The sequence below is a fragment of the Clostridiales bacterium genome, assembly GCA_030016385.1.
In the GTDB taxonomy this organism is placed as follows: Bacteria; Bacillota; Clostridia; order Clostridiales; family Oxobacteraceae; genus JASEJN01.
Map to the genome: position 1 here is coordinate 21,838 of JASEJN010000029.1, position 17,074 is coordinate 38,911.

The window sequence follows — 17,074 nt, forward strand, 5'->3', positions numbered from 1 at the left end:
AAATATATGTATTTTTTAAATCGCTGCAGTATAAACTTGTTCCATAAATACACAAGTTCAGGATGCAGCAATTGAAAATCTGCATTTTAATCATAGCAAAGGGGGTGCAAATCACATAGATGTTTTACTTCGTCCTTATACTTTGAAAGATCATTATTTCTGTTTTCGATTACGCCGTTTATTATACCTGCAATTTCTTTCATGTCAGCCTCATTGAATCCCCGGGTAGTCGCTGCAGGAGTTCCCAGACGTATACCGCTTGTTACGAATGGACTTTCAGTATCAAATGGTATTGTATTTTTGTTTACAGTTATATTTACTTGGCCCAAAAGATCTTCAGCATCTTTACCGGTTATATTTTTATTCCTTAAATCTACTAAAATCAAATGGTTATCCGTTCCACCCGAAACAAGCTTGAAATCATGCTCTAAAAGTCCTTCTGCTAAAGCCTTCGAATTTTTGACGATCTGTATCTGGTAATTTTTAAATTCTGGGGACATCGCCTCTTTAAAGCATACTGCTTTTGCAGCAATGACATGCATCAAAGGACCACCTTGTATTCCGGGGAAAACAGCCTTGTCGATAATTTTGCCATATTTCTCCTTGCAGATTATCGCTCCGCCTCTCGGCCCTCTTAAAGTCTTGTGGGTCGTAGTAGTAACAAAATCCGAATACAAAACAGGATTGGGATGGAGCCCTGACGCCACAAGACCTGCAATATGCGCCATGTCAACCATCATAAGCGCATTAACTCTGTCGCATATCTCCCTTATCGATTTAAAATCGATTATCCTCGGATAAGCACTTGCACCGGACACTATGAGCTTTGGCCTGACTTGCCCGGCAATTTTCCCTAATTCGTCATAATCGATTCTGCCCGTATTTTCATCAACGCCATACGAATAAAATCGATATAACCTGCCTGAAAAATTGACAGGGCTGCCGTGAGTCAGATGCCCCCCATGGGAAAGATTCATACCGAGGACGGTGTCTCCGGGTTTCAGACACGCAAAATAGACGGCCATATTGGCTTGGGATCCTGAATGCGGCTGTACGTTTGCATGTTCGCCTCCAAACAGTTTCTTTAACCTTTCACGGGCAATATCTTCAACCTCATCTACAAACTCGCATCCTCCGTAATACCTCCTGCCCGGATAACCTTCGGCATATTTATTCGTAAGCACGGATCCCTGGGCTTCCATAACGGCTTTGCTTGTATAATTTTCGGATGCGATAAGTTCTATATTATCCTGCTGCCTCTTAAGCTCCTTCTCTATATATTTATAAATTTCCGTATCTTTTTTTCGCAGTTCATCAAGCATCATTTACAACATCCCCTTTGTTACTTTGTAAATTTTATTATCGTATCTATCAATTCCTCTATCGATTTATTCTCATCATTCTTTACTGCGGCAGACTTTATACAGGATTGTGCGTAATTCTTGAGTATCAGCCCTCCAACCATGTTGATAGCCGCTCTTACAGCAGCTATTTGGATCAATATATTGCTGCATACCTCTCCGTTGTCTATCATTTTCTGTATTCCCCTTATCTGCCCTTCGATCCTGTTCAATCTATTTTTTATATCCTCTTTCGATAAATCCTTATTCATCATACACCTCCATCCTCGCGAGCATGGTAACCGATAATATCCTTGATAACCTCACCTGCAATAATAAGCCCGACAACCGATGGGATAAACGATATGCTTCCTGGAATCTGCCTTCTTATGGAACATTTTCTCTTTGTCCCCGGGGGACAGATGCATTGATATTTGCAGGAAGCTTCCAGTTGATCCTGCAATTTCAACGGTTCCTCAGTCGAATAAACAACCTTGAGCGAATCGACTCCCCTTCTTCTTAGCTCTCTTCTCATCACTTTTGCGAGAGGATCTATCGTCGTTTCATATATGTCCCCAACTCTGAATTTTGTGGGATCAAGTTTGCATCCCGCACCCATGCTGCTTATTATCGGTATCCCGAGCTGCTTGCATTTAATCACCATATCTATCTTGGAAGTTACAGTATCGATAGCATCAATTACATAATTATAATCATTTTTTAAAAGCTCGCTTGAATTTTCCTTGGTATAAAAACACCGGTATGTATCGACAACCACTTTGGGATTTATTTCAAGGGCCCTTTCTTTCATGACCTCAGTCTTTAGCTTCCCCACTGTTTTTATTGTGGCATGGACCTGCCTGTTTATATTTGTCAAGCAAATCCTATCGTCATCGACCAGGACTATTCTTCCAAGCCCGCATCTTACAAGAGCTTCAACGGCATAGGAACCTACGCCGCCTATTCCAAATACGGCCACTGTACTCTTATTAAGTTTATCCAATGCCTTCTTGCCTATCAACAATTCCGTTCTCGAAAAAGCATTAAGCATAAAGCATTCCTCCTAAAATTCTCCCCAAAAAAGTTACTTAAAAAATCCCGCCATGCCGTCATATGGTTCGTTTGAACCTGCTCCCAGCAGGTGGGTATCCTCCTGAATACTTCCTGTTTCCCTAAATAGGGACATCATTCCATATCCAGAGACCGGATTCCCTTTTCATAAGTGTTGGCTCATAACACCACCATAAAAACGTACACAGCAGGATTTTAATCTGCATCCCAGGCAAAACGTATGAAATCGGCGGGATGTCGGACATTTTTTATGACATTTTATCTAACTTTATTATACATCAAATAGAACCTTTTATGAATTTATTTTTTCTTTTCCGACAATGCTTATTCCAAGCTCTTTAAGCTGGCTTTCATCAACGCTGGAAGGTGCGTTCGTAAGCAGACAGGATGCATCCTTTGTCTTGGGGAATGCAATTACATCCCTTATGTTGTCGGTATTTACGAGAAACATTATCATCCTGTCAAAACCGTATGCAAGTCCGCCATGAGGTGGAGCGCCATATTTGAAGGCTTCGAGAAGAAATCCGAATCTTTCCCAGGCTCTCTCCATAGTAAATCCAAGTACTTTGAACATTTTTTCCTGAAGCTTTATGTCATTGATCCTTATGCTGCCTCCTCCAAGCTCTTCCCCGTTAAGCACTATATCGTAAGCCTTTGACCTGACTTTTTCAGGAGCGGTATCCAGGATATCCAGATCCTCATCCATCGGGGCTGTAAAAGGATGGTGTACCGCAACAAGCCTTCCCTCCTCCTCGCTGTATTCAAGAAGAGGAAATTCTGTAACCCATATAAAATTGAACTCTTTATTGTCCTTCAGAAGACCTGTTTTCTTGGCTATTTCTATTCTAAGCTGACCGAGGGATGAAAAAACCACTTTGGGTTTGCCTGCACAAATCAGCACCAAATCTCCATCCTTTGCATCCATCCTCTCTAATATTCCATTTAGTTCCTCTTGAGTCAAGTATTTTGCAATCGGGGATTTTATTTCTCCTCCCTTTAATGCTATCCACGCAAGCCCTTTTGCTTTGAATGTCTTTACAAATTCAGAAAGTCTGTCTATCTCTTTTCTGCCAAAGTTTGCACAGCCCTTTGCATTTATTGCTCTTACATCACCTTTTGAATCCAATACATCCTTGAATACTTTGAATCCTGTCCCTTTTAGTATGTCGTTTAAACACTTAAGCTCCATTTTAAATCTGGTATCCGGTTTATCCGAGCCGAACCTTTCCATAGCCTCTTTATAAGTTATCCTGTCAAAAGGTATTTTAACGTTCATGCCCAGTATTTCTTTAAATATCTTTTTAATGAGCCTTTCATTTATTTCTATCACATCTTCTATATCTACGAAGGACATTTCCATATCAACCTGGGTAAACTCTGGCTGCCTGTTCGCCCTTAAGTCCTCATCCCTGAAGCATCTTACGATCTGATAATATCTGTCGTATCCTGAAATCATAAGCAGCTGCTTAAATAACTGGGGCGATTGGGGCAAAGCATAAAATTGCCCGTGAAAGATTCTGCTGGGCACAAGGTAATCCCTGGCACCTTCGGGAGTGCTCTTTGTAAGCATCGGGGTTTCTATGTCGAGAAATCCGTTTTCGTCCATGAAATCTCTTATAACCTTGGATGTCTTGTACCGCACTATAAGATTTCTCTGCATATCGGGCCGCCTTAAATCAAGATATCTGTATTTCAGCCTAATGCCTTCAGATGCATCCAGACCTTCTTTTATATATATGGGTGGCGTTTCCGATTCACTCAATATTTTGATGCTTTTAGCCGATATTTCAACCATTCCCGTAGGAATATCATAGTTTGGGGATGATCTTTTTACCAAGTTCCCTGTTATTGCAAGCACATATTCGGATTTAACCCTGTCTGCTTTTTCAAATGCCTCTTTATTTATCTCATTTCCAAAAACCGCCTGTATTATGCCGGTCCTATCCCGAAGATCGATAAATATCAGGCTGCCAAGATTCCTTTTTCTCTGCACCCAGCCCATCACCGTTACATTCTCACCTATATTGCTTTCATTCAGTACGCCGCACATATGGGTACGCTTTAATCCTTCAAGCTTTTCTCCCATGACTTAACCTCCACTATAATAAATTTTTAAGATAAGGAACTATATCCGATATTTTTATTTCTTCAAAAGTTCCATCTTTCATATTTTTTATTTTTGTATAACCGCTTTTTATTTCATTATCTCCGATTACTGCCGTATATTTTGCATTTATTTTATTCGCATATTTCATCTGAGCTTTTATACTCCTCTTCATATGGTTTCCTTCGGCAGATATGCCGTTTCTTCTGAGGTCTGAAATGATTTTAAATGCTTTCATTTCAGCATCGTCGCCAATTGAGGCTATATAAATATCGAAACTATATTCAGAGGGATGCAATATGCCTTCTTCGCTTAGTACCATTATCAGCCTTTCAATTCCCATTCCGAATCCGACTGCGGGCATGGAGGGTCCTCCACATTCTTCAATAAGTCCGTCATAACGTCCTCCGCCGCATATAGTCTCGCTGACAGTTTTGCCATTATATATTATTTCAAACACTGTTTTGGTGTAATAATCAAGCCCTCTGACGATCATGGGATTTACCTTATATTCATATCCCAATATATCAAGATATACTTTAAGTTTTTCAAAGTGATCCCTGCATTCGTCGCAGAGATAATCCAGGATAATCGGAGCTTTCTTCAATACATCCTTATCCCTGTCGATCTTGCAATCCAGTATTCGGAGCGGATTTCTTTCAAGCCTCTCTTTACAGGTTTCACATAGCGAATCTTTTTTCGATTCCAGATATCCTTTGAGAACAGCATTATATTTTTTCCTGCATACAGGGCATCCTATGCTGTTTATATTTATCGCAAGATTCTTAATCCCTAATTTTTTGAATAACTCAACGGCAGTGCTTATGACTTCCGCATCGGCGGAAGGTTCCTTATCTCCAAACTCTTCGATGCCGAACTGATGATGTTCCCTCAGCCTCCCCGCCTGTGGCTTCTCATATCTGAAAACCGGCGTTATATAAAATAATTTTGTAGGTTGTGCATCATTATATAAACCATTTTCGATAAAGGCCCTTACTGCGGGAGCCGTTCCTTCCGGCTTTAAAGTAATGCTCCTGTTGCTTCTGTCTAAAAATGTATACATCTCTTTTTGCACTATATCCGTCGTTTCTCCTACGCCTCTCTGCACAAGCTCGGTATGCTCAAAAGTAGGAGTCCTTATTTCAAAGAATCCGTAAATATCACATAATTGTCTTATCTGGCTTTCAATACATTGCCATGTCCTTGTCTCCGACGGAAGTATGTCCTTTGTTCCCCTTGGAGCTTTCGTTAACATAAAATTAATCCTCCTTCAATCAATAATTAATGCTGCCGAATTCGTCAGTATTAATTATCATAAAAATAAAAATCTCCCGCCCTTCAAAAACAAAGGGACGGAAGATCCGCGGTACCACCCTGATTGGATAAAAACCCCACTCTTATCTTTAACGCAGATATACGAAACGGCTTAATAGTATACGCAAAAGAAATTTAAAATATATTTTCGGCCGTTTTGCTAAGAAGTGTCATTCGATATGTTTACCCCCTGTATATCCTCTCAATCGCGGGACATACTCCCTGTAGGAAACATTATCTACTATTCTTCTTCATCGCTTTTATTTTGAACCTCTCATGACTGAAGCCACGAGTATTCACACCAATATTAATAAATTTAGTTAATTATAGTATTAATTTTGAGTTATGTCAATAATTTCTGGGTCAAAGGGTCAAAAAGTACATTTTTAATATTCTTCAAATAATATCCAATACTCCCGATTAGAAATCATTAAAGTATTCTTTCCTTATCTTTTTAACATACTTTTCATCGACGCCCAGTTCCCCTGATATTTCGCTGTCAGTCATTCCGCCTTCAAACATATCGGCATAATCATCATAATCCAGGCTTGGCATATCCTCCGATCCATCGCTTTTGGCAAAGTTGATTTTCTTTTTCATAATGAATACCTCCCGATCTCATATTTTCTACAGCACAAATATAGTTTATCCAGTAATATAAATCATAAACTATAATAAACGCCTTAATCTTCAAAAGTATTCAGTTGATAAAAATTTTTCTTTTCATTCCCAATTGTCGTCTTCATGCCATGCCCGGGATAAACAACCGTTTCATCGGGATATATGAACAATTTATTCTCAAGTGAATTTATCATGTCTTCAGAAGAGCCGCCCGGAAAATCCGACCTTCCGATAGAATCCTTAAAAAGCGTATCTCCTGAAAAAATACAATTTTGGATCTTAATCGATATACCCCCCGGCGTATGTCCGGGCGTCTCAATTATACTTGCCCATTCATTCCCGAATTGGATAATATCCTCCTCTTTTACAAACCCATCGACCGTTATTATATCCGACTCCGGCAGATAAGGAAGAGTTTTAAATGCTCCGGACACAAATTTAAAATCCTTTTTGTTCATGAGTACCGGTATTTTTAACAAATTCCTTATATAATTTACGCCGCCGGTATGATCAAAGTGCCCATGGGTCAATATGATAAAATTTGCCTTAATCGAGTTTTCTTTTATCAATTTTATAATCTCTGGAGCGTCTCCTCCAGGGTCGATTATAAAACCCTCATTGCTTTTTTCATCATAAACTAAATAGCAATTAGCATAGTAAACCCCGGCCGGCCTGGTTATTGCTTTCATCTAGACCACTCCTTAGAATCTTTTTCTGCTGTCGATCAAAATCGTTACGGGTCCGTCATTATCTATTTTCACCAGCATAATTGCCTGGAATATCCCCGTGCTCACCTTAAGGCCCATATCTTTTAACTTCATAATAAATTCATTATAAATATTCAAAGCATACTCCTGCTTTGCCGCATGCATAAAATTCGGCCGTTTGCCTTTTCTGCAATCTCCAAGGAGAGTAAACTGGGATACTACCAATATCTCTCCTCCTGTGTCATATAACGAAAGATTCATCTTGCCCTTATCGTCTTCGAATATCCTTAATCCGGCAATTTTTTCCGCCATATACTCAATATCATCGTCGGTATCCCCTTCTTCTACTCCTAAAAGGACATTCAACCCATTTCCTATTCTTGCTATAACCTTTTCACCTGTTAAGACTTCCGAGGATTTTACCCTCTGCACAACTGCTCTCATATAAAATCACCCTATGCTCCTGTTCTGTATACATCGTTAATGTTACGTATCTTTTTTAGATCCTTTATGATCTTTTGAAGCTGCTCGGTATCATTTATTTCAAGAGTGAGATTGATGTACGCTGTTCCATCTTTGACAGTTCTGGCATTGATGGCTGTAACGGTTATTTTTGATACCGTAAGCGCATTTGTTATTTCGGAGAGCAGTCCGTACCTGTCATTTGCCTCTATCTGAAGCTCTGCCTGATAACCTGCACCATGATGCTTTGTCCAGCTTACCTCTATCATCCTCTCATCATTCTCCCTTAGCTGCTGGATGATATTTATACAATCTTTCCTGTGGATTGATACCCCTCTTCCCTTCGTTATATAGCCTATTATTTCATCGCCGGGTACGGGATTGCAGCATTTTGCAAATCTTATAAGTATATTATCTATGCCTTTCACACTCACTCCTGCGCTGCTGTCACGCTTCTTTTTGGGTTTATTGTCTTCACTCGTGCTCTTTTCAAGTATTCTCCAGTCATTGCTGTCATTCTTTATGGTTTTTGCATACTCTTCTTTAAGCCTTGTCACAATCTGCAAGACAGAAATGCCGCCATATCCAAGGGCAGCATATAGCTCTTCAATATGCTGCATATTTAACTTTCTTAAGATTAATTCAAGCCATTCCTGCTTCGCAAGCTCGTTGTATGAAAAGCCTTCCCTTTTTATTTCCCTTTCCAGAAGCTCTTTGCCTTTTGCAATGTTTTCCTCTTTCTTCTGTTTTTTAAACCACTGCATTATCTTACTTTTTGCCTGGGAGCTTTTGACAACCTGAAGCCAGTCCCTGCTTGGACCTCTATCGGCCGAAGTCGTGAGTATCTCTACAATCTCACCTGTCTTTAACTTATAATCCAGCGGTACCATTTTACCGTTTACCTTTGCGCCTATGCATCTGTTGCCTATATCCGTATGGATTCTGTAGGCAAAATCTATCGGCGTAGAATCTGCAGGAAGATCGATTACAGTCCCCTTCGGCGTGAACACAAAAACCTCGTCGTTGAACAAATCTATCTTAAGGCCATCCATAAATTCCTTTGCGTCTTTCAGATTGTTCTGCCATTCCAGTATTTCTCGAAGCCATGTAAGTTTCTTGTCAAAATCGTCTTCTTTCGATATGCCTTCTTTATATTTCCAGTGAGCGGCAATACCGTATTCGGCAGTGGCATGCATCTCCCATGTTCTTATCTGTACTTCAAAGGGCTGGCCGCCCGGGCCTATAACCGTCGAATGCAGCGACTGATACATATTCGGCTTGGGCATGGCTATATAATCTTTAAACCTTCCAGGTATCGGCTTCCACAGCGTATGGACGATGCCGAGTACAGCATAGCAATCTCTGACGCTGTCGACGATAATCCTTACGGCAAGCAAATCGAATATTTGCTCAAAAGTTTTATTCTTAAAAACCATTTTCTTATATATGCTGTAAAAATGCTTGGGGCGCCCGTCTATATCGGCCTTTATCCCTGCCGTGGAAAGCTTCTCTTTTAATGTAGTTACTATCCTGTCTATGCTCTTTTCCCTTTCATTTCTTTTTTGGGCGACTTTTTCAACCAGTTCATAATATTCTTTTGGATGCAGATACCTTAAGGATAAATCCTCAAGCTCCCATTTTATCTTTGATATTCCAAGCCTATGGGCTATTGGAGCATATATTTCAAGAGTTTCCTGAGCCGTGGATTTCTGCTTTTCAGGCGAACGGTACTTCAATGTCCTCATATTGTGGAGCCTATCGGCAAGTTTTATGAGTATCACCCTTATATCCTTAGCCATCGCAAGGAACATTTTCCTTATGTTATCAGCCTGCTGCTCCTCTTTCGTTTTATATTCTATTCTGCCGAGCTTGGTTACACCATCCACAAGATATGCTATTTCTTCATTGAAGTTTTGCTTTATATCATCATAAGTATAATCAGTATCTTCAATTACATCATGGAGAAGGCCGGCAGCTACAGTATTGGAATCAAGCCCGAGTTCGATAAGTATGCAGGCTACCGCCACGGGATGAGTGATATATGGCTCGCCTGAATCCCTGTTCTGATTTTTATGAGCCTTTTCAGAAAAATAATATGCTTTTTTTATAAGTTCAATATCGCATTTTGAATTATATTCTTTAATTTTATCAAGTAGTTCCTGAAGCATATTTGCCCTCTCCTATATTTATACCTTTAAAATGGCCTATACATTGTATTGTATCAGCGAATTTACATTGTAACCCGACAGTTTTTTTCTACCTTTTAAATCCGTAAGCTCTATTATAAAATCTATCGTTTCAACTTTTCCTCCAAGGCCTTCTATCAGTTTGGCAACGGCAAGTATGGTTCCGCCCGTAGCCAGAAGATCGTCTACAATTGCAACCTTTTGCCCTGCCTTAATAGCATCCTTGTGAATTTCAAGCTCATTAGACCCATACTCAAGCTCATATTTTATTCTATTCGTTTCAGCCGGTAACTTTCCAGGTTTCCTAACAGGCACAAAGCCTACATTCAGTGCATATGCAATAGGAGCGCCTATTATAAAACCCCTGGCCTCAGGTCCGACTACGAGGTCTATATCCTTACCCTTTAAATTTTTTACCATTTCGTCAATAGTGTACTTAAAGGCAGCGCCATCTTTGGTTAGAGTAGTTATATCCTTAAAACTTATACCTTCTCTTGGAAATCCATCAATTACCCTGATTTTTTCTTTAATATCCATTGTCTTTCCCCCTTAAATCTTGTATGAATTTATAATTTTTGTTTAGCTTAAGCTGTATCAATTTGCTTAGTTTTATTACGTTGGAATCATTTATATCCTTCTTACTGCATGGTATTATATCGATATTTATATTTCCATCGTTTTTTGCTGCCGCCAGTATAATATTTAGTTCACATAATATTTTTATGGAAAAGTAAATTTTCAATATATTATACGTCAATAAAATTGAAATCCTTCTAAAGGTAAATCTATGCTCCCCGCGTTTTATAGCTTCCCTCAAGTATATAAAAACCTTTTTTAAATCTTCTCTGTCAGGTATCAGGGAAGATAAGAACAACTCGTCGGCTTTCTTGTTTGATTCATACACATGCCATTTTATGTCTTTGGATTTATTTATTACGGAACAGTCCATAAAACCATCCAGTATATAAATATCGGTAACAAATTCAGGAATATCCTTAAGTACAGGACAAATAATTATATGCGGCTTTTTATCATGATTCTCCTTAAACTCATTGTAGTCTATATCAAAAAGGTCCTTATACTCCAATACCTGTTCCACCGTATCTTTCCTCGTTACAAATATCAGATTGCATCTGTCGGATGCTGCATACCTCATTGTCTCATCTAAAGATTTATTATTTAAGACGACGCTTCCATCTTCAGTACCATAATCTCCATCATCGTCTGAATAACAGCGCAAAAATTTTATCAAGCTTCTGCAATATTCATTTTCAACAGGTTTAAACTCGGAATTTTTAATGTCCCTTATTATAAGCTGCAGGTTTTCCATCCCGTTCCAGATATTCTTGCCTATTTCAAACATGATATCTACATTATTCCCAATTGAAAAATTATCTATATTATAACCCATATTAAATGCGATTGCATCGTATATCCTGTTTTTGCACCGTATTTTTAGTTTCAAATGGTTGCTCTTTGCGCCCACGGTCCTTATATCTTCTATAAGCACCGACCTTATGACAAATACGGGAACAGGGTTTCCATTCCCGAAGGGTTGAAGCCTGTCTATATTATCATATGATTCTGTGTTTATAAATTCAGGCCCTATTTCGCAATCGGCATTCATACATTCTGTCATAGAAGCTGTGGATATATTTTCCTTTGCGATATCGTTTATCGCTTTTCTAAAGCTATCGATATTGCCGGTATTTATCGTAATGCCGGCCGCCTGTTCGTGGCCTCCAAACCTTATAAGACAATCGGAGCATTTGCAGAGCGCTTCATATATGTTAAACCCTGGTACGCTTCTTGCAGACCCCCTTGACGTTTCGCCTTCATCGCATAAAAGTATGACCGGTTTATAGTATTTTTCCACCAGCTTTGATGCCACAATTCCCACGACACCTATATGCCATCCGGCCTTGCCTGCTACAATAACGCTGTCTTTGTCATACCCTGCATTTACGATCTCATCATCAGCCTCATGCAGTATCACATCTTCTATTTGCTGCCTTTTTTTGTTTGTATCATTTAATCTTGCGGCAAGCTCCCCTGCTTTATTTGCATCATCCGTTGCAAACAACTCTACGGCCATATCGGCCTTTTCTATTCTCCCTGCAGCATTTATCCTCGGAGATACCGCATAGCTCAAATCAATACTCGATAAGCCTTCTTTTTTTAAACCGGCAACTTTTACAAGGGCGTCTATCCCCACGCCGCATTTATTCTTGATCTTTTCCATCCCATACTTTACGATTGCCCTGTTCTCATCGACAAGGGGCACTATATCAGCTACGGTCCCTATTGCAGCAAGGTCGACATATTCATACGGGTCAAATTCGAAATGCCTGCTCAAGCCCTGCAAAAGCTTGAAGGCGACTCCTGCTCCCGACAAACCCCGGAAGGGATATGTTGAATCGCGCCTTTTGGGATTTACGACTAAAGTATCGGGTATGACATCTCCGCATTCATGATGATCGGTAATCACTATAGGTATTCCCCTATCCTTGCAATACTCTGTTTCTTCTTTCGATGTCGTGCCGCAATCCACGGTTATTATAAGTTCTACACCCATATCCGCTATTTTTTCAACGGCATTCATATTAAGCCCATATCCCTCGTCGACCCTGTCCGGTATATAATATTCTATATTTTTATCGATGAGCGCAAACGATTTATATAATATGGATGCGGCTGTCACGCCATCCGCATCATAGTCGCCATATATAACTATTTTTTTATTGCCGTTCAATGCATCCCTTATAACTTCTATCGATTCTTTAAAATCTGGAAGAAGAAAGGGATCATGCATATCCTCTATACTTGGTGAAAGAAATCTTTTTATTTCCTCTTTGCTTTTAATCCCCCTGTTTTTTAATATTCTATATATAACAGGATTTAATTTGCATTCATCAGAAAATATTTCATCTTCAACACTAGGTCTATCAAGTATTACCCAGCGTTTTTTGTTTTGCATGTTAGCCCTCCGAAAAATTTTTTTTTACATAATCATTATATTTTATACAGTATTGCATGTAAAGCGTAAAATAGAATGTACTTCAATTCGTAATTTGAGATTATGTTATTTTGAGCGCTCATTCGCCAGATTCAAGCTTTGTAAGTTCCAAAGCCTGCAATATGTGCATGTAATAATGAGAATGCAGCATGAAGAAAGACACAACTTAAGTTTCATAAAATCGAACCTGAAACGAAAGCTGTGCCTTATAAAATTCAAATATATTTATGCATTTGCAAGGCTTTTACGTTTATCGGCATTTTTCCATAATACCCAGATTGGGCTTGCTATGAATATCGAAGAATAGCAGCCGCTTATTATTCCTATTATAAGAGGCAGCGCCAGTTCCTTTACAGCGCTGACGCCGATAAAGTAAACAGCGGTAATAGTGAACAGCGTCGTCAAAATAGTATTAATCGAACGGGCCATTGTTTGCGTTATGCTTACATCAGCAAGTTCCTCATAGCTTACCCTCTTCATGAATCTCATATTTTCCCTTATCCTGTCGAACACTACAATCGTATCATTTATCGAATAACCAAGGATTGTAAGTATCGCTGCGATAAAAGAGCTGTTTACTGGGATCTGCAGTATTGCATATACGCTCAGCGTTATCAATATATCATGAATCAACGCCAGTACTGCCGCCACCCCAAACCTTATCTCAAATCTGACTGCCACATACAAAAGCATAGCAATTGATGCGATTACAATAGCCAGTATGGCATTCTGCCTTAATTCCCTGCCGACGGATGGGCCGACGCTCTCGGTCGTCCATGTGTTAGGGTCGATATTATACTTTTTGCTTATATCGGCTTTCAGCTGCTCCATTTTTTGAGTCTGTTCATTTGCCAGATTCCCGCTCCTTATGACTATACCGGTGCTGTCTACAGTGCTCACTTGGGCATCGTCCGTATATTTTGAAGTCATCTGCCTTATGGAACTTATATCTTCATAATTGATTGTTTTTTTAAGGTCTGCCTGAAGCACGGCACCGCCGCCGAACTCTATTCCATACTTAAGCCCCTTCACAGCCAAAAAGCCCATACCGACACATATTATTAAAATGGAAAAAGTAAACCAGATTTTAGTCTTTTCGATTATTTTAAACATGTCCATATACCCTCCTTAAGCGCCAAAATACTTAGGATTGTCGAATACCTTTATGTTTATGACAAGCCCCAGCAGGAATTTTGTAACTGTGATTGCCGTAAACATGCTCGCCACGACACCTGTTATCAAAGTTACCGCGAATCCCTTGACAGGTCCAGAACCTAATATTGCAAGGACAATCCCTGCGATAATCGTTGTAACATTGGAATCTATTATCGATGTCATCGCCCTGTGAAATCCTGCATTAAGCGCAGCATGAAGGGTCTTCCCTGTCTTCAGCTCTTTCCTTATCCTTTCAAATATAAGTACATTTGCATCGACGGCCATACCTATGGTAAGAAGGAAACCTGATATTCCAGGGAGCGTCAAAGTTACATTGAATACTACAAATATAAGCAGATCAAGGAGTATGAAAACCACCAGCGCCATATCCGCTACAAAGCCTGGCAGCCTGTAGTACAAAAGCATGAACAAAAGAACAAGAGATATACCTACGGCACCTGCCGTAATACTTCTTGATAGCGCATCAGCCCCAAGTGAAGGGCCTATCGTCCTCACATTTTCAGCCTTTAATGTTACGGGAAGCGCCCCGGATTTGATAAGCGAAGCAACCCTTGTGGCTTCTTCGTTGGACTTCATGTTCGTTATTACTGCATTTCCGTCCGTTATGTGCGCCTGGACAGTAGCACTCTGCACCAGGTCTTCATCAAGATAAATGGAAATTTCCTGGTTCATGAACTTCTCTGTGGCATCCGCAAATTTGGTCTTGCCGCTGTCGTTAAGTTGGAGAGCAACCTGTGGTTGGTTATTCTCATCAAAAGATACAAATGAATTCTTAACATCTTTCCCTGTCAGTATTTCCGACTTGTCAGGGCCTACAAACCTCAAATTTCCCGTCTTGCCTATAAGTTCGAGAGCTTTCTGCGGATCGGATATCCCGGGTATTTCTATCCTGATCCTTCTCGTCCCCTCTTTAACTATCGTAGGGTCTACAACTCCAAACTTATCGACACGCTCTTTTATTTGCTGAATTGTCGCATCCACAGTATCGGACTGTATATTTTTATCCTGTATTTCCTCGACAACATATACGCCGCCTTTTAAGTCAAGGCCTTGCTTTATCAATTTTCCCATGGGAAGTATCCTGAATGTGCCAAAATCCAGCCCGAAAGCCGCCAGATAAGCTAAAAAGATTATCAAAGCCAGTAATAAGGTAAAAATAAAAGGACTTTTTTCTTTCATTGGTTTTTCCCCCTTGCTTTTTTTCAATCATAATTTTTATTATATTATACATAAAAAATATAGTCAATACAGTGGAAAAGCAACAATATGGCGTGTTTTACCTCAAACGAGTTCCTGCTGAGCCGCTTTTATCATAAGCGCACATTCGATCCTCTTTTTCTGGAGTTCACATCCTATCGCATAGGGCTCTAAAATATTGCCGTTAAAATTATAATTGTTAGCCTGGCATCCCCCGCTGCAATAAAACTTTGCCCAGCAATCCATGCATTTCGGTTTATTGTAAATATGCCCCTTTTTAAATTCCACACCTATATTTTTATTTTTGATGCCATCAAACACAGTACCCATCTTATATTTCTCGTTTCCTACAAATTGGTGGCAAGGATAGATATCACCATTTGGAGTTACCGCGATATACTCAAAACCCGCGCCGCATCCGGAAACCCTTTTATAAATGCATGGCCCTCCGTTTATGTCTATCGCAAAATGGTAAAATTTAAAACCGTTTCCTTCTTTATTCCTGCGAAGGATTTCATTTGCTATTTTCTCGTATTGCTTGAATATTATGCCCAAGTTTTCCCTTTTTAACGAAAGTGGATCATCGTCAGGAAGCACTACAGGCTCGATGGATATTTCCTTGAATCCAGAATTTGCAAGCTCCATTACGTCATTGTAAAAGTCCAGATTCTGCGAAGTAAATGTTCCCCTTACATAATACTGCTTGCCCTTGCTCCTCCTGCTTACCATTTTTTTGATTTTCGGAAGGATATCATCGTAAGTTCCGCTTCCATCAACCCTTACTCTCACGGCATCGTTGATATTTTTTCTGCCGTCAATGCTCAATACGATATTTACCATATTTTTATCAAGAAAATCGATGATTTCATCATTTAAAAGCGTTGCATTTGTAGTGATCGTGAAACGTATGGATTTATTGAATTTTTTCTCCAGCGATTTTCCATATGAAACCACGGACTTTACTACGTTGAAATTCATAAGCGGTTCGCCGCCAAAAAGATCTATCTCCAGGTTTTTTCTGGGGCCTGAATTCTTAATTATGAAATCTATGGCTGCTTTCCCCACACTTTCAGGCATAAGCTCCCTTTTGCCCCTGTAATCGCCTTTTGACGCAAAGCAATACTTGCACCTTAAGTTGCAGTCGTGGGATATATTGAGGCACATCGCTTTTATATAAGATTGCTGATTGTTTTTTAAGACTATATCTTTATACTTATCTTCAGTATATAAAAGCCCGTCATTTTCAAGTTCCTTTAATTCTGAACAGGCATCGATAATATCATTTTTATCATATTCCTTCGATAATGCCTTTACAATGTCATAAACGGGCATCTTTTTATAATAATCCAGTATTCTATATGTTAATCCATCCACGATATGAAAAGCGCCGCTGTTTGCATCAAGCACCATTTTCATACCGTTCATCTCAAATTTATGTACAATCGCCAATTTAAAAGCCCCCCATGGAATCTAAATAATCGTCATCTTTGGAAATTTTAAAGCAAATAATAAAGGATGCATCCTTGAATTGCTGCTCTAAATGGTCCTGGCAGCAATTTTCGATGGGATGCACCCTTTTAAAATGCTTACTGCCTCTCGCAGGCAAGATTTGCAACTGTGCAAGATGTTTTGCATGCCGACTGGCATGAATTTGCGCATTCCTTGCATCCGGGCTTTTTCAAACTCTCTTTGAAAGTGCCTGCATTTACTGTTTTAATATGTTTCATTATGTTACCTCCTTTGATATTGCATCCTGTTAAATTATAGCATAGTTGCGCCATCAGTAAAAGCATGAATTGATATATACCTCGATTCGCAATATGAACTTATGTCATTTTGAACACTCATTCGCCAGATTCAAGTTTTGTAAGTTCTAAGGC

15 protein-coding genes, 1 other RNA gene and 1 other annotated feature are annotated in these 17,074 nt (G+C 39.5%); all 16 genes read right to left on the bottom strand.

Features of this window, described 5'->3' with window-relative positions:
* Nucleotides 1–86: 86 nt before the first annotated feature.
* Nucleotides 87–1,325 carry a serine hydroxymethyltransferase gene (gene glyA / locus QME45_08255; protein ID MDI6618656.1) on the bottom strand — a complete coding sequence of 413 codons (1,239 nt, stop codon included), beginning with the start codon at nt 1,323–1,325 and terminating at the stop codon, nt 87–89.
* Nucleotides 1,326–1,342: 17 nt separating this feature from the next.
* Nucleotides 1,343–1,615, bottom strand: a complete 273-nt coding sequence (locus QME45_08260; GenBank protein ID MDI6618657.1) for a metal-sensitive transcriptional regulator — start codon at nt 1,613–1,615, stop codon at nt 1,343–1,345.
* A complete protein-coding gene (locus tag QME45_08265) occupies nt 1,612–2,391 on the bottom strand; it encodes a tRNA threonylcarbamoyladenosine dehydratase (protein MDI6618658.1) in 780 nt (259 codons plus the stop codon). The genes QME45_08260 and QME45_08265 overlap by 4 nt, the downstream gene beginning before the upstream one ends.
* 40 nt (nt 2,392–2,431) lie before the next feature.
* Nucleotides 2,432–2,608, bottom strand: a non-coding RNA gene (gene ssrS, locus QME45_08270) — 6S RNA.
* A 95-nt stretch (nt 2,609–2,703) separates the two neighbouring features.
* The gene (gene aspS / locus QME45_08275; GenBank protein MDI6618659.1) at nt 2,704–4,497 is read right to left on the bottom strand and encodes an aspartate--tRNA ligase; all 1,794 of its coding nucleotides are present in this window, start codon (nt 4,495–4,497) and stop codon (nt 2,704–2,706) included.
* Nucleotides 4,498–4,510: 13 nt separating this feature from the next.
* Entirely contained in the window at nt 4,511–5,770 is a 1,260-nt protein-coding gene (hisS, locus tag QME45_08280; GenBank protein ID MDI6618660.1) for a histidine--tRNA ligase, read from the bottom strand.
* A gap of 90 nt (nt 5,771–5,860) precedes the next feature.
* Nucleotides 5,861–6,093 (bottom strand) — a binding site (T-box leader).
* Between the two features lie 156 nt (nt 6,094–6,249).
* Nucleotides 6,250–6,429 carry a hypothetical protein gene (locus QME45_08285; protein MDI6618661.1) on the bottom strand — a complete coding sequence of 60 codons (180 nt, stop codon included), beginning with the start codon at nt 6,427–6,429 and terminating at the stop codon, nt 6,250–6,252.
* Between the two features lie 83 nt (nt 6,430–6,512).
* Nucleotides 6,513–7,139: an MBL fold metallo-hydrolase gene (locus QME45_08290; protein ID MDI6618662.1), complete on the bottom strand. Its 627-nt coding sequence runs from the start codon at nt 7,137–7,139 to the stop codon at nt 6,513–6,515.
* Nucleotides 7,140–7,151: 12 nt separating this feature from the next.
* Nucleotides 7,152–7,601: a D-aminoacyl-tRNA deacylase gene (dtd, locus tag QME45_08295; GenBank protein MDI6618663.1), complete on the bottom strand. Its 450-nt coding sequence runs from the start codon at nt 7,599–7,601 to the stop codon at nt 7,152–7,154.
* 11 nt (nt 7,602–7,612) lie between these two features.
* The gene (locus QME45_08300) at nt 7,613–9,787 is read right to left on the bottom strand and encodes a bifunctional (p)ppGpp synthetase/guanosine-3',5'-bis(diphosphate) 3'-pyrophosphohydrolase (GenBank protein MDI6618664.1); all 2,175 of its coding nucleotides are present in this window, start codon (nt 9,785–9,787) and stop codon (nt 7,613–7,615) included.
* Nucleotides 9,788–9,823: 36 nt separating this feature from the next.
* Nucleotides 9,824–10,342: an adenine phosphoribosyltransferase gene (locus QME45_08305; GenBank protein MDI6618665.1), complete on the bottom strand. Its 519-nt coding sequence runs from the start codon at nt 10,340–10,342 to the stop codon at nt 9,824–9,826.
* On the bottom strand, nt 10,332–12,782 hold the full coding sequence (recJ, locus tag QME45_08310) for a single-stranded-DNA-specific exonuclease RecJ (GenBank protein ID MDI6618666.1): 2,451 nt from the start codon (nt 12,780–12,782) through the stop codon (nt 10,332–10,334). The genes QME45_08305 and recJ overlap by 11 nt, the downstream gene beginning before the upstream one ends.
* Before the next feature lie 264 nt (nt 12,783–13,046).
* The gene (gene secF / locus QME45_08315) at nt 13,047–13,934 is read right to left on the bottom strand and encodes a protein translocase subunit SecF (protein MDI6618667.1); all 888 of its coding nucleotides are present in this window, start codon (nt 13,932–13,934) and stop codon (nt 13,047–13,049) included.
* Nucleotides 13,935–13,949: 15 nt separating this feature from the next.
* On the bottom strand, nt 13,950–15,176 hold the full coding sequence (gene secD, locus QME45_08320) for a protein translocase subunit SecD (protein ID MDI6618668.1): 1,227 nt from the start codon (nt 15,174–15,176) through the stop codon (nt 13,950–13,952).
* A 102-nt stretch (nt 15,177–15,278) separates the two neighbouring features.
* Nucleotides 15,279–16,643, bottom strand: a complete 1,365-nt coding sequence (scfB, locus tag QME45_08325; GenBank protein ID MDI6618669.1) for a thioether cross-link-forming SCIFF peptide maturase — start codon at nt 16,641–16,643, stop codon at nt 15,279–15,281.
* Nucleotides 16,644–16,780: 137 nt separating this feature from the next.
* Complete coding sequence (scfA, locus tag QME45_08330; GenBank protein MDI6618670.1) at nt 16,781–16,921, bottom strand: six-cysteine ranthipeptide SCIFF; 141 nt, start codon at nt 16,919–16,921, stop codon at nt 16,781–16,783.
* Nucleotides 16,922–17,074: the final 153 nt, after the last annotated feature.